General features: G+C 74.1%; 8 protein-coding genes. 2 read left to right on the top strand and 6 right to left on the bottom strand.

Going from position 1 to position 12,979, the window contains the following annotated elements:
- Positions 1–29: 29 nt before the first annotated feature.
- Positions 30–1,610 (bottom strand): gamma-glutamyltransferase, encoded by a 1,581-nt coding sequence (locus AMA02S_RS11880; RefSeq protein ID WP_067456080.1) that lies wholly within the window; start codon positions 1,608–1,610, stop codon positions 30–32.
- Positions 1,611–2,103: 493 nt separating this feature from the next.
- On the opposite strand from AMA02S_RS11880, the gene AMA02S_RS11875 reads away from it, so the two are divergent.
- Positions 2,104–3,375 carry an amidase gene (locus AMA02S_RS11875; protein ID WP_157430522.1) on the top strand — a complete coding sequence of 424 codons (1,272 nt, stop codon included), beginning with the start codon at positions 2,104–2,106 and terminating at the stop codon, positions 3,373–3,375.
- Between the two features lie 20 nt (positions 3,376–3,395).
- On the opposite strand, the gene AMA02S_RS11870 is transcribed toward AMA02S_RS11875, so the two are convergent.
- From AMA02S_RS11870 to AMA02S_RS11855, 4 genes are all read right to left on the bottom strand, one after another.
- Positions 3,396–4,958 carry a toprim domain-containing protein gene (locus tag AMA02S_RS11870; RefSeq protein ID WP_067456073.1) on the bottom strand — a complete coding sequence of 521 codons (1,563 nt, stop codon included), beginning with the start codon at positions 4,956–4,958 and terminating at the stop codon, positions 3,396–3,398.
- Between the two features lie 277 nt (positions 4,959–5,235).
- The gene (locus AMA02S_RS11865; protein WP_067456070.1) at positions 5,236–7,929 is read right to left on the bottom strand and encodes an AAA family ATPase; all 2,694 of its coding nucleotides are present in this window, start codon (positions 7,927–7,929) and stop codon (positions 5,236–5,238) included.
- Positions 7,930–8,111: 182 nt separating this feature from the next.
- Positions 8,112–8,987 (bottom strand): serine hydrolase, encoded by an 876-nt coding sequence (locus AMA02S_RS11860; RefSeq protein WP_067456066.1) that lies wholly within the window; start codon positions 8,985–8,987, stop codon positions 8,112–8,114.
- Positions 8,988–9,100: 113 nt separating this feature from the next.
- Entirely contained in the window at positions 9,101–10,072 is a 972-nt protein-coding gene (locus AMA02S_RS11855; protein ID WP_067457099.1) for a LysR family transcriptional regulator, read from the bottom strand.
- Between the two features lie 133 nt (positions 10,073–10,205).
- On the opposite strand from AMA02S_RS11855, the gene AMA02S_RS11850 reads away from it, so the two are divergent.
- Positions 10,206–11,873, top strand: a complete 1,668-nt coding sequence (locus AMA02S_RS11850; RefSeq protein WP_245667463.1) for a penicillin-binding transpeptidase domain-containing protein — start codon at positions 10,206–10,208, stop codon at positions 11,871–11,873.
- A 41-nt stretch (positions 11,874–11,914) separates the two neighbouring features.
- On the opposite strand, the gene AMA02S_RS11845 is transcribed toward AMA02S_RS11850, so the two are convergent.
- Positions 11,915–12,943: a magnesium transporter CorA family protein gene (locus tag AMA02S_RS11845; RefSeq protein ID WP_084265001.1), complete on the bottom strand. Its 1,029-nt coding sequence runs from the start codon at positions 12,941–12,943 to the stop codon at positions 11,915–11,917.
- Between the last annotated feature and the right edge of the window lie 36 nt (positions 12,944–12,979).

Raw genomic sequence — 12,979 nt, 5'->3', positions numbered from 1 at the left:
TGGCTTGCGTTCGGTGTACCGCCCGGAGATCACGTCCCCCCGATCGGGCTCCAGTAACCGAGGGCGGCGCTGTGCGGTGCGCGTGGCTCGGCGGCGCCGCGAAGACCCGCATCGTCCGGCGTGACCTCGATGAGCTGGGCCTCGCCGAACTCGTCGTCCGCGGTCGCGGCGCGGACGATGTGGCCATAACCGGGCAGTTCCCGCGTCCAGGTGGCGGGGACGCCGTTCTCCAGGTCCAACCGGATCGGGGTACGGCCCTGCCACGTCTCGAACCGCCCGAAACCGGTCGCGAGCCGCCAGCGGGGTGCGGCCAGCGCCACGTCCGGCGGGGCGCCGTGCCGCAGTGCCCGGACGAGCAACTGCATGAGGATCTGCGGCTGGATATCGCCGCCGGTGGACCCGAGGACGGCGCGCAGCGCCCCGTCCGGCCGGGTCACCAGCACCGGGACGAGCGTGTGCGGCGGGCGGCGGCGCGGACCGTACTCGGCGGGCGACCCCGGGGCCAGCCCGAAGGCGATCCCGCGGCTGTGCAGGTTGATCCCGGTGCGGGGTTCGAACAGCAGCGAGCCGAGCCCGTTCGCGTTGGACTGGAGCAGCGAGACGCCCATGCCCCGTTCGTCCACGGCGCACACGACGGTGGTGTCGGCGGACATGATCGTGCCGCGCCGCCGCCAGTGCCGGACGGGGTCGATCGTGCCGCGCAGGGAGCGGATCCGCTCCGGGCGGACAAGCGCTTCGCCGTCGGCGTCCTCGTGCAGCATCGCCGTGCGGTCGGCGGCAGCGGCGAGGGCGGACTCGGCGAGCAGGTGCACCCACGCGGGGTCGTCCGGTGAGCCGGGCAGGCCGAGCCCCTCGGCGAGCGCCAGCGCGAGGAGCAGCACGTAGCCCTGCGAGTTCGGCGCAGCCGTCCACACGTCGTGCCCGAACGTGCGCAGGCCGAGGGGGCGGCACCACTCCGCGTCCGGCTCGGCGAAGTCGGCCGCGCCGTAGTGACCGCGGCCGAGGGCCCGCAGCCCGCTGCCGAACTCGCCCTGGTAGAAGCCGGCGCGTCCCTCGTCGACGATGGCGCGCAGGGCGCGGGCCGCGCCGGGACGCGCCACGACCTTGCCCGGACGGTCCGCCCAGGCGGGCCGCCGGGCGCCGGGCGCGCCGGCCGCGGCCTCGACGGCGGCCATGAGACCGGGGGTGGTGGCGAAGCCCCCCTCGGCGTGCAGGACGGCTGACCGCAGCACCTCCGCACGCGGCAGCCGCCCGTATCGGCCGTGCAGGGCGAGCCACCCGTCCACACAGCCGGGGACCGGGACCGACCGGATGTCATGCCGGACGGGCATCCGCTGGTGCCCCTCACGCCGCAGCGTCTCGGGGTCGGCGCCCGAGCCCGTCCGGCCGGAGGCGTTCATCACCTCCGGTGGACCGGGGCCGGCGTGCACGATCGCGAACAGGTCACCGCCCATGCCGCCGCGCTGCGGCGCGACGACCGCGAGGACGGCGCCCGCCGCGACGGCCGCGTCCACCGCCGAGCCGCCGGCGCGCAGGATCGCGAGCCCGGCCGAGGATGCTCGGTGGTCGGCCGAACAGATCATCGCCCGGTCGGCCGTGGTCGTCGTCATGGGAGCCTCCGGTGCCTTCACGACATGCGCCGAGGAGGGGTGGGCGCGCGTCGTCGGCTCGGCACGGGGAGCGGGGGAGGGCGGTGTCCGCTGCGCCGCGCCGGTCAGCCGGCATCGCCCGGCGCGTCCACGCCATCGACAGTACTGGCCGGAGGCCGAGGAGGCCACGGCGGCGGGCGCGCGCCTTCTACCACGCCGCCGCGGCCCCGTCTCTCCACCCCGGGTGTGGACGTCACCGGCTGGGGGCGGCGACACGGCAGCCGCCGCCCCGCCCCCAAGCGAACCGGTGGGAGCACCTCCACAAGGTGCGTTGAAGCTTGCCGCGTACTCGCGTGTAGGTTGACGCGACGGGGACGGTGATCGACGAGTGGTCCGCGCTCTGCGGCGAGCGGACGGTGAACGTGCACTCACGCGCGGCGTACGGGCGCAGCTGAATCGGCGCGCGCGGTCTGCGATGCTACGCAGACGTGCGGATCACCTGATGGGAGGCGGTATGACCGGATTCTTCGCCGGACGGACGCTGGCGGACCTCGGCACCGGGCTGCGCTCGGGCACCGAGACGGCGACCGGGCTGCTGGCGCGCGCCCTGGAGTCGGTCGACCCGTCCCTCAACGCGTACGTGACCCTGGACCCGGACGGCGCCGCGACCGCCGCCCGCCGCGCCGACGAGGAACTCGCGTCCGGTACCGACCGCGGCCCGCTGCACGGCATCCCCGTCGCGGTCAAGGACATCATCGACGTCGCCGGCCTGCCCACCCGCATGGGCTCGGCCCATTTCGCCGGGAACATCGCGGATCGTGACGCGGGAGTGGTGACCCGGCTGCGCACCGCCGGCGCCGTGATCGTCGGCAAGACCGGCACGCACGAGTTCGCGTACGGAGGCGGCGGGGACGTCTCCGCGGACGGCCCGTGCCGCAACCCGCACGACCCCGCGCGGATGTCGGGCGGCTCGTCCAGCGGCAGCGCGGTCGCGGTCGCGGCGGGCATGGTCCCGTTCGCGATCGGCACCGACACGGGCGGCTCGGTGCGCATCCCCGCCTCGTTCTGCGGGATCAGCGGGTTCAAACCGCACTTCGGCGCGATCCCCACCGACGGCGTGTTCCCGCTGTCGACGTCGTTCGACCACGTCGGCGTGCTCGCCGCGACCCCGCCCGACTGCCGGACCGCCTACCGGACGCTCGCCGATCTCCCCGAGAGGCGGGACGCCACGTCCGGCGGGCGCGCGGCCTGGATCGAGCCGTACGACATCGACCCGGAGGTGGAGCAGACGGTCCGCGCGCTGTTCCCGGACGCCGCGTCCGAGAAGGTGGACCTGCGGACGCTGCGGCGCATCTTCGCGGCGATCCAGGACAGCGAGGCGTACGAGGTCCACGCCGAGCGCGTCGCCGAGGCGCCCGGCCTGTACCAGCCGCCGACCCTGGAGCGCCTGGAGCGCGCCGGGCGGACCCCTGGATGGGGCTACGTCCGCGCGGTCCGCGAGCGCGAGGATCTGCGGGCGGAGGTCGCCGGGCTCCTCGACCGCTACGACCTGCTCGTGCTGCCCACGATGGCGATCACCGCGCCGCCCATCGGGGCGACCGTCAGCGACTTCGGGCCGCTCACACCCCTGTTGATCAGCCTCACCTGCGCGTGGAACGTGCTCGGGCTGCCCGCCCTGAGCGTCCCGGCGGGCACGGTCGGCGGCCTTCCCGTCGGCGCGCAGCTCGTCACGAGGGCGGGCTCCGAAGACCTCCTCTTCGAGGCGGCGGAACGCCTCACGCCCTGACCCGAACCCGTGCTGGTCCGCTACCCGGACGCGGCGGCCTCGATCAGCGCCTCGGTGACCATCGCCGTGGGGACGGACGTGCGGGCCGCGATCCGGATCGCCTGGCGCGCCGCCTCGGCCGGGCGGGCGGTGACCACCGCGGCGGCGGCGCGGATCGCGCGGAGCCGCTCCTCGGCGGTGGTGAGCGTCCCGCCGGCCCGGCCGATGGCGGCGTCGACGACCACGTCCGTCAGCGGAGCGCGGGTCCGCAGGGCGCGGCGGACGGCGGCGCGGCCCCCGTCCCGCAGCAGGTCGGCGGGGTCGCACCCGGCCGGCAGGGACGCGACCTCCAGCGGCCCGCCGACGCGCGCGAGCGTCTCGAAGGCCCGGATCGCTCCGGAGCGTCCCGCTGCGTCCCCGTCCAGCGCGACGAGCACGCCGGTCGTGCCGAGATCGGCGCTGCCCTCGAGGGCGTCGAGGTGCGCCCCGGTCAGGGAGAGCCCGCAGGGGGCGACGGGGGCGTGCTCGGCCGGCCCGGCGAGCGCCACGGCGATGGCGTCCAGCGGGCCCTCGACCAGGACTGGGCGGGCGCCCGCCGCGAGCCTGCCACGCGCCTCGTGCAGGCCGAACAGCAGCTCGGACTTGTGGAACAGGGCGGTGTCGGGTCCGTTGAGGTACTTCGGCCCGTCCGCGCCGTCGCGGCGGCGGCCGATGAACCCGGCGATCGTGCCGTCCGGCGTGCGGATCGGGAACATCGCGCGGTCCCGGAAGGTGTCGACGAGCCGCCCGTCGCCCGCGCGGCGCGCCAGCCCGGACGACACGATGTCCTCCTCGCCGTGGCCGAGGCCGCGCAGGTGGCCGGTGAGCACGGCCGGCCCCGGCGGCGCGCAGCCGATCTGCCAGCGCCGCTGCGCGCCCGCCGCGACCCCGCGCCCGGCCAGGTAGCCGGTGACCCAGCTCCCGGCGAGCCGCGCCCGGAAGAAACGGTGTGCGGCGGCCATCACGCCACCGGCGGACGGATCCACGACGCTCTCGTAGACGCGCCGGCCGAGACGGAGGATCCGGTCGCCCGTCACAGGGCCGGCCCAGAAGGCATTGACGGGGAAGATCGGCGGCCGGGGTTCCAATCCGAGCCACGCCAGCACCAGGAAGGCGACCGAGTCGGCCTCGACCGAGCCGATGCCGTGGCGCTCGCGCAGCGCCGACGACAGGTCGGCGATCCGCTCCGAGGGGAGTCCGAGGGGTGAGACGCGGGCGGGCCGCGGCAGGGGAAGCCCCGCCGTCTGGGCCACGTCGAAGACGGCGCGGAGCCCGCCCGACCGGGTGAACACGCGGATGCCCGTCTCGCCCCTGCGGACCTGGCGACCGGCGGTCCGCCACTCCTCGTACGAGCGGACATCGGTCGCGGCGCGCCACTGGGCGGCGATCAGCAGCGTGTCGGTGTACCCGTACCGGCGGCCGTGCAGGACGGCGCGCTCCAGCCACCATTCCCACGGGCGCGTCCCGTCGCGCAGCCGGGCGGTCTCCCGGGCGGCGATGCCGCGCAGCAGCGCCGACTGGCGTTGCCGGTCCTCGTCCGGGACGTTCCGTACGGTCGCGGCCACGGCAGCCTCCTCACCAAGGCGGGGAAGCCGTGGAAAGTCATACCCGCCGAGCGCCCGGGCTACTAGCTGAACGCCCGAGTACTGGTGTCTGCCTCAACCGTCGAACGAGCGCGCTACCTGAGCGGCGGGGCGACGCCGAGGCGAGCCCCGCGGGAAGATCGCGAAGCGATGACGCGCTCGCCCAAGCACGGTCGAGGGGCGAGCCCTTAGGCGACTCCCTCGGGCCGGGATTGCAGTGAACACAGCCCTTAGGCGAGTGCCTCGGGCCGGGGTTGCGTCACAGGTAGAGACCGAAGAACTCTTCTGGGTGCTCCAGCAGGGGCGGGAGGTCGTCGGCGGTGAGCGTGATCAGCTCCTTCTTGGACGGGCCCTTGGGAGGCTTCGCGCCCTTCTTGACGTCCCGCCTGGCGGTGACGGCGGCCGTGGCGACCCGGTCGGCCTGGTTCGCGACCGCCACGTCCAGCATGTTGCGCATCAGGCGGCCGTTGCCGAACGAGGGGCCGCGGGGCGCCCGGCGCAGCATCGTCGCCAGGACGTCCGTGGTGCCGTCCGCGAGCTGGAAGCCGTCCGCGGCGGCGAGCTGGCCGAACACGGTGATCAGCTCGTCGTCGGTGTAGTCGGGGAAGTGCAGCTGCTTCGGGAACCGCGAGTCCAGGCCGGGGTTGGCGACGAGGAACTCCGCCATCTCCTGCTGGTACCCGGCGACGATCACCACCAGGTCGTCGCGGTGGTCCTCCATCAGCTTGACCAGCTCGGCGATGGCCTCGTGGCCGTAGTCGCCCTTCAGCGGCGACTGCGTCAGCGTGTAGGCCTCGTCGATGAACAGGACGCCGCCGATAGCCCGCTCCACCAGCCGGCGGGTGCGCGGCGCGGTCTGCCCGATGTACTCGCCGACGAGGTGGGCGCGGGACGCCTCGACCAGGTGACCGGACGACAGCACCCCGAGCCGCTTGTAGATGCGGCCGAGCAGCCGCGCCACCATCGTCTTGCCCGTCCCGGGGTTGCCGGTGAACACCATGTGCCGGGTCGGCGGGGTGATGGTCAAGCCGGACTCGCTGCGCAGCCGCGCCGCGTGCGTGCCCGCGACCAGCAGCGCGATCTCGTGCTTGACCGTCTCCAGCCCGGTGAGGTCGCGCAGTTCGGCGAGCGGGTTGCCGGTGGCCCGCGAGGTGTCGAATGTCTCCGGGATGTCCTGCTTGCGGACGACGGCCTCCGCGTCCGCCGCGGTCCGCGCCCGGACCACGGCCACGATCTGGTCGGCGAGGTGCGGCGCCAGGCGGGCGTTGCGGAGCGTCTGCATCGCCGGCGTGGCCGCCAGCAGCGCGCCCGCCGCGTCGAGCGCGTGCCGGGTCGCGCGGACACCGTGCCGGTCCAGCGCGCGGCGGAACAGCTCGGCGTGGCCCGCGGCGTCGAACGGGCGGGTCCGCGCGATCCGGAACCGCTGCGGCAGCACGGGGTTGATCTCGCGGATCCGCTCGTCGCCGTCCGCGTCGCACAGCGCCACGAGCTGGAGGTCGGGGTGGACGGCCAGCAGCCGGTGCAACTCGGCGGCCAGGGCCTCGCCGTTGCCGGGGTCGGCGACGATGCCGTCCAGGCCCTCGATGATCAGCAGCCGGTCGCCGGCGCAGTCGCGGGCGTCGGCGTGCAGCTTGGCGACCGCGTCGGAGAGCCGCTGCCCGGCGAACAGGTTGTCGGTGACCCACAGCGGGTCGCGGCTGAGCGCGAGCGCCTTGCCCAGTTCCTGCGCCGCGTCCCGTTTGCCGGTGCCGTCCGGCCCGGCGAGCAGCAGCCGGACGGGTTCCTTGCCGCGGGTCAGCTCGTCCAGCGCCAGGGTGACGTCGGGCTGGCCGATCAGCGAGGTCGCCAGCTCCGGCCGGGAGTTCGGCTCGCTCTGCGTGCCCGCCGGCACCTTCAGCCCCTCGGTCAGCGGGTTCACGACGCGGCGGCGCGGCGCGTACAGGCGCCGCAGGTCGGTCTGGAACTGCCCGACCGGGATCCACTCGGCCTTCGGGAACCACGGGTCGCCCGGCAGGCCCTGGACGATCGCGACGAACCGCATCGCCATGTCCAGCCAGGCACGGCACCCGTCCGCCGCGCCCGACACCAGCGCCCGGACGAGCCACGCCCGCGTCTGCTCCTGCCACGCGCCCGCCTTGAACCCGCGGCGCTCCCCGGCGAATCGCTGCTGGAGCTCGCGGTACCGGTCCTCGCCGAGCGCGGCGGCCAGCTCCGCCGGGACGTGGTCCAGGCTTCCCTGGAGGAGGAGCTGGATCAGGTGCGACTCGACCGTCTCGTCGCGGGGCGCCACGTCCGCCAGATGCGCGTACGCGGCGATGAGGCCGGCGCACACCCACTCCAGGTAGCCGACCGGGCCGAGCAGTTCGGGGACGGAGGTGACCGTGGCGTCGTCGGCGTGCGCATGCCAGTGCTCGCGCAGCTCCATCTTGGGCAGGTTCACATCGCACGTGGGCGGGTCGTCGTACAGCCGCAGCAGCGCCTTGCGCCGCTCGTCCAGCGGCTCGATGCCCTCCAGGACGGCGAGGCACTCGCGGGCCAGCTCGATCGCCGGCTCCCGGTCGGGCGCCTCGATCAGCCAGTCCACCGGTGGCCGCCATCGGCCGCCCGGCGCGTCCCACCGCGTCATCCGGGTGCTGAGCGGCCCGGGGTTGACCAGGTGGCGGTGCAGCAGCCGTTCCGGAAGCTGGGACCAGGAGCCCGCCTTGATCGCACCGCCGCCGGGCAGGAACGCCAGGATGCCGAAGATCTCCGCCGTGACGAGCGAGGCGGGCAGGGTCAGCAGCTTGTGCTCGTCGGTCGTCAGGTCCGCGGCCCGGGGGTCGGCGGCCAGCGCGTCGATCCGGGACGCGATCTCCTCGAACAGCCCGTCCGGGACCCGCCACGGTCCGTACGAGTAGACGTCGAGCACCGGCTCGTCGGTGAGCAGTAGCTCCAGATGCTCCGGCAGCCGCAACGAATTCTCCCCAAGAGTGATCAAAGCAGAGGTACAGCCTACGTTTCCGGAGTGGGTGCCGGCTTAGCGGTCAGGCGCATCTCGGGTATTGGGACGGGGTTGTTAGGCATCCGGCCGGATACGGCCGGTGACGAGCATCACACCCGCTTCGCGTGACCCCTTCTCAGGCCCTCGTGAGACTCTCAGCGAACGCGGCGCAGCCACTCGACCGCGAGCCGCGCGGCGGTACCGATGACGGCGTCGGCTTGCGGGAGGACGGCGTCGAGCAACAGCGAGCGGGTGAACACCGCCACCGCGTACCGGCCGCCGTCCGGGTACTCCACCACGCCCACCTCGTTACGGATCGTCGGCAGCGTCCCGGTCTTCCCGCTCACCACCACGTCGTCGAAGGGGAAGCCCGACGACAGCCGGTGCGGCCAGACCTGGAGGCCGAACAGCCGGCGCATCGCCGCGCACTCGGCGGGCGGCGCCGCCTCGTCCCGCCAGATCCGGCCGAGAAGGTGGGACATGTCGCGGGGTGTGCTACGGCTCGTCACGGCCGGGTCGAGCGCGCGCAGCCGGTCGAGCATGCCGGGCTCGTCGAGCCGCGCCCACACCTCGCCGAAGCTGTCGGCCCCGGCGTCGTCGAGCAGCGACTCGAACAGTTCCCGCCCGCTGCCCTCGATGCGGGTGTCGGCCAGGCCCAGCGCGGCGGCGGTGGCGTTCACCGCGTCGAGCCCGACCCGTTCGAGCAGGACGTCCGCGGACGCGTTGTCGCTGACGGTGATCATCAGGCAGGCGAGGTCGCGCAGGGACATCCGCACCTCGTCCAGCAGCGCCGACAGCCCGGTCGGCCCGGCGGTGCGGTCCTGTGGGCGCAGCGTGAGCTGTTCGGAGGGGTCGAGAGTCCCGTCGGCGACCTGCCGGTGGAACGCCACGAGCAGCGGCACCTTGAACACCGAGGCGAGGACGACCGGGGCGCTCGCCCGGAGGGCGACGTCCCGTCCGGTGTCCACGTCGACGGCGTGCAGGAAACCGGTCACGCCGGCGTCGCGGAACGCCGCCTCGATCCGCTCCACCGCGCCCGCGCCCGTGTCCCCACCCGCGTCCGCGTTCGTGCTTCTGCTTGTGCCGCTGCTTGTGCGTATGCCCGTGCCGCTGCTTGTGCGCGGGCCGCCGCGCCGTGGCCCGCTCACGCCAGGAACCCCGACGACGGGCGCGGAACGACCCGGCGGATGGGCGCGCGATCCAGCGGTGCCATCCCGGCCTCGCGGCGGAGAACGGCGGTCGCGGCGGCGGCGAAGTCGGCGACTCCGTCCGGCGGGGCGAGCCCGCCCTCGGGGGCACGCCACGCGCACGAGGTGCGCAGCGACAGCGGTTCCCCGGCGAGCGGACGCCATGTCACCCCGGCGGTGCCCGCGGCGCCGCCGGCCGGGACGAGCGCCACCGCGGTCCCGGCGAGGACGAGGCCGACCGCGAACTGGGCGTTGCGCGCCTCGTGGACGGCGGGCGGCGCGTACCCGTGCCGGCGGCAGGCGGCCAGCAACTCGTCGTGGCTGCCCGGCGCCTCCTCGCGCGGCGGGACGACGAGGTCGCGCTCCCCGAGGTCGCCCAGGTGCACCTCGGCCGCGGCGGCGAGCGGCGCGCCGTCCGGGAGCAGCACCCCGACCGGCTGGCCGAGCATCGGACCGTACTCCAGGTCGCGGGCGGCGCACGGGTGCCGGACGACGCCCGCGTCCAGTGCGCCCTCGGCGAGCGCGCGGACCTGCTCGGCCGTTGCCGTCTCCCGCAGTTCCAGCCGCAGGTCGGGGCGGCCATCGCGGAACGCGGCGATGAGCGCCGCGACGATCGGGCCGCCGAGATCGCTCGGCAGCCCCGCCCGCACCGTGCGGGCCGCGCCGAGCCGCGCCCGCTCGGAGACGGAGTAGATGCGGTCCACGCGGGTGAGGATGTCACGGGCCTCGTCCAGCAGCAGCCGTCCGGGCGCGGTGAGCTCCACCTTCCGGCTCGACCGGTCGAACAGCCGCACGCCGAGCTCGCTTTCGAGCCGCTGGATCCGCTGGCTCAGCGGCGGCTGGGCCATGCCGAGACGCTCCGCCGCGTGGCCGAAGTGCAGTTCCTCGGCGACGATGACGAAGCACTTCAGATGCCCCACCAGATTCACGAGCAGCAATGATACCCATTTCGATATCACTGTGGATCCGATATCAATCTTGGACTTTTCGCTGGTCAGCTGGTCTTCTGTGGGGCGTTGCCAGAAGGGCGGGCCCCAGCGGGCCCATGACGGAGGGAGTCCGATGATGCGCCGATCGCGCGTGGTCCTCGTCCTGACGAGCACCGCCGCGGCGGTGGCCGTGCTCGTGGGGGCGGTGTGGTTCATGCGGGACGGAGAGGGCCCCGGCGACGCCGCCAGACGCTACCTCGCCGCCTGGAGCGGCGGTGATCTCGCCGCGATGCGCGCGCTGACCGACCGTCCGCCCGCCGACTTCGAGCAGCGGTTCACCCGGATGCGCGACGACCTCGGCGTCACCCGGCAGCGGTACACGGTCGCCTCGGTGGGGCGTCCCAAGGACGGGACGGCGGGTGGCTCCTACAGCGCCGAGTTGACCCTCGCCGGCGACCGGCCGTGGAAGTACAGCGGATCGCTGCCGCTGACCGAGCGCGACGGGAAATGGCGCGTCCGCTGGTCGCCGCAGGTCATGTACCCGACCCTCGCGGAGGGCCAGCGCCTGCGTGCGTCCCGGGCGTGGCCGTCGCGGGCAGGCGTCACGGCGGCGGACGGGAGTGATCTGGGTGGTTCGCCGTCCGGGTCCGTCCAGCAGTTGACCGGGCCACTCGGCGCCGCGTCCGCCGAGGCGGCCAGGAAGCTCGGCGCCCCGTACCGGACGGGTGACACGGTCGGCGCGGACGGCCTCCAGAAGCAGTACGAGCGGCGCCTCGCCGGAACGCCCGCGCTCGCCGTGCAGATCGTCGGCGCGGACGGCACGCCGGTGAAGACCCTCCAACGGTTCGGCGGCACGGACGGCGAGCCCCTCAGGACGACTTTGGCCCCGAAGGTGCAGAAGGCGGCGGGGAAGGCCCTGTCCGGCGTCACCAAGCCCGCGTCGCTGGTCGCGCTCCGCCCGTCCACCGGGGAGATCCTCGCGGTCGCCAACAAGCCCGGCGGCTACAACCGGGCGCTGATGGGCCAGTACCCGCCCGGCTCGACGTTCAAGGTCGTCACGGCCGCCGCGCTGGTCGCGGGCGGCATGGACGCGCGGACGCCGGTCGGGTGCCCCGCCACCACCACCGTCGGGGGCCGCTCATTCCACAACTACCACCACGAGGACTTCGGGACCGTCCCGCTCCGGGAGGCGTTCGCGCACTCGTGCAACACCACGTTCGCGCGGCTCGCCGTGGACAAGCTGGGCGAGAAGCGGCTCGCGCAGGTCGCGTCGCAGTTCGGCTTCAACGCGCCGATCATCGCCGGGCTCCCCGCCGTCCGCGCCGCGTTCCCGGTCACCAAGGACGAGACCGCCTTCGCGGCCGCGTCGTTCGGGCAAGGGCAGGTGCTCACCAGCCCCCTGAACATGGCGAGCGTCGCCGCGGCGGCCGCGAACGGCACCTGGCGGTCGCCCCGCCTGGTGGACGCCACGCTCGCCGCCAGCGCCGCCGACGCCGGAGGACGCGCCCCCGAGCCGCCGCACCGGCTGGAGCCCGCCGTCAAGGCCGCTCTGCATGCGCTGATGCCCGCCGTCGTCAGCGAGGGCACCGCGGCCGGCGTCGGCTTCCCGTCCGGGACGGCGGGCAAGACCGGCACCGCCGAGTTCGGTGCGGGCGACAATCCGCCCACCCACGCCTGGTTCATCGGCTACCGGGGCGACCTCGCGTTCGCGGTCATCGTCGAGGGCGGCGGCACCGGCGCCGAGGCCGCCGCGCCCATCGCCGCGTCCTTCCTGCGGGGTGTCCGAGGGGCGGGTGTGTGAGGGGCGGGTGTGTGTGAGGGGCGGGTGTGTGAGGGCGGGCGTCACAGCCAGTCGCGCCACTTGAAGATCACGTAGAGGCCGACACTGCAGACGATGATGACGATGGTGCTGGCGATGAACCCGTCATGCTGCGAGAAACCGGGATAGGGGACGTTCTGTCCGTAGAATCCGGTCACGGCTGTCGGCACGGCGATGATCGCCGCCCAGCTCGTGACCTTCTTCATCACCTCGTTCATCCGGTTGCCCTGCAGCGCCAGCCGCGTGTCCAGCAGGTTGGCGACCAGGTCGCGCAGCCCGTCCGTCCACTCGCCCACGCGCAGCGTGTGGTCGTAGACGTCCTGGAAGTAGGGCACCAGCGCCGGAGGGACGAGCCGCAGGTCCCGGCGCAGCAGCGTGTTCACGACCTCCCGCATCGGCAGCGCCACCCGCCGCAGCGCGACGAGGTTCTTGCGCAGCTGGAAGCTGCGCCGCTGGATCTCCTTGACCGGGAACGTGTCGTCGAAGACCAGGGCCTCCACCTCGTCGGCCTCGTCGTCCAGCGCCTGGGCGGCGTCGAGCTGGAGATCCACCACCAGGTCGAGGAGCCCGTAGAGGAGGAGCCCGGCGCTGGTGCCGTCGACGCCCGGGCTCGCGTCCCACCTGTGGATGAGCTCGTCCACGTCGAACTCGGCGTCCTGCCGCACGGTGACGAGCGCCTGGTCCGTCAGGAACGCCGACACCTCGTGCAGGACGAGGTCGCCGTCGTTCACGCGCGGGACATAGACGTTGAGGAACGCGTACCGGTCGTACCGGTCGATCTTCGCCCGCTCGTGCCGGGACACGGCGTCCTCGACGGCGACATGGTCGAGCCCCAGTTCCTCGCTGATGACCCGCAGGTCGTCATGGTCCGGGGCGCACAGGTCGAGCCACACCACCACGCCGGGACGCTCCAGATGGTCGCTGACCTCGGCGACCGGGAACCCCTCCGCCTCGATCCTCCCGTCCCGCCACGCCCGCGTCCGGGGCGGTGCGCTGCCGATCCGGTTTCCGGGGTGCCGGTCGACGTCGGTCTCCGACGGATGCGTTGCCATGCGCCCCCTATACCCGCGCTACTCGTTTCCTTGACC

Source organism: Actinomadura macra NBRC 14102, assembly GCF_001552215.1.
In the GTDB taxonomy this organism is placed as follows: Bacteria; Actinomycetota; Actinomycetes; order Streptosporangiales; family Streptosporangiaceae; genus Spirillospora; species Spirillospora macra.
This window is presented reverse-complemented; position numbering and strand designations above follow the sequence as displayed.